The sequence below is a fragment of the Cedecea sp. AS113 genome (assembly GCF_037152415.1).
Taxonomy (GTDB): domain Bacteria; phylum Pseudomonadota; class Gammaproteobacteria; order Enterobacterales; family Enterobacteriaceae; genus Cedecea.
Map to the genome: position 1 here is coordinate 1 of NZ_JBBCMI010000072.1, position 259 is coordinate 259.

Annotated in this window: 1 protein-coding gene; it reads left to right on the forward strand. The window is 44.0% G+C overall.

The window, feature by feature from the left end:
* Positions 1-63: 63 nt before the first annotated feature.
* Positions 64-259, forward strand: a 196-nt coding sequence (locus WFN87_RS24075) for a hypothetical protein (protein ID WP_336989476.1), incomplete at its 3' end; no start/stop codon positions are given.

The window sequence follows — 259 nt, forward strand, 5'->3', positions numbered from 1 at the left end:
GTTGAACATTGTTGCGGCTGCCTGAAGGTTGGCGGCGTAATTTCCTCGCTCAGGACGATAAGTGTGTCCGGTATCGGCATTGTTATGAGTTCCATTACTATTACCGTTATTGCCGTTATTGCCGTTATTGCCGTTATTGCCGTTATTACCGTTATTACCGTTATTACCGTTATTACCGTTATTATTTTCACTCTGACTGGTGAGATACCAGTTATTGTTATTCATGCCGGAAGGGGTACCCTGCTGGAGATGATACTCA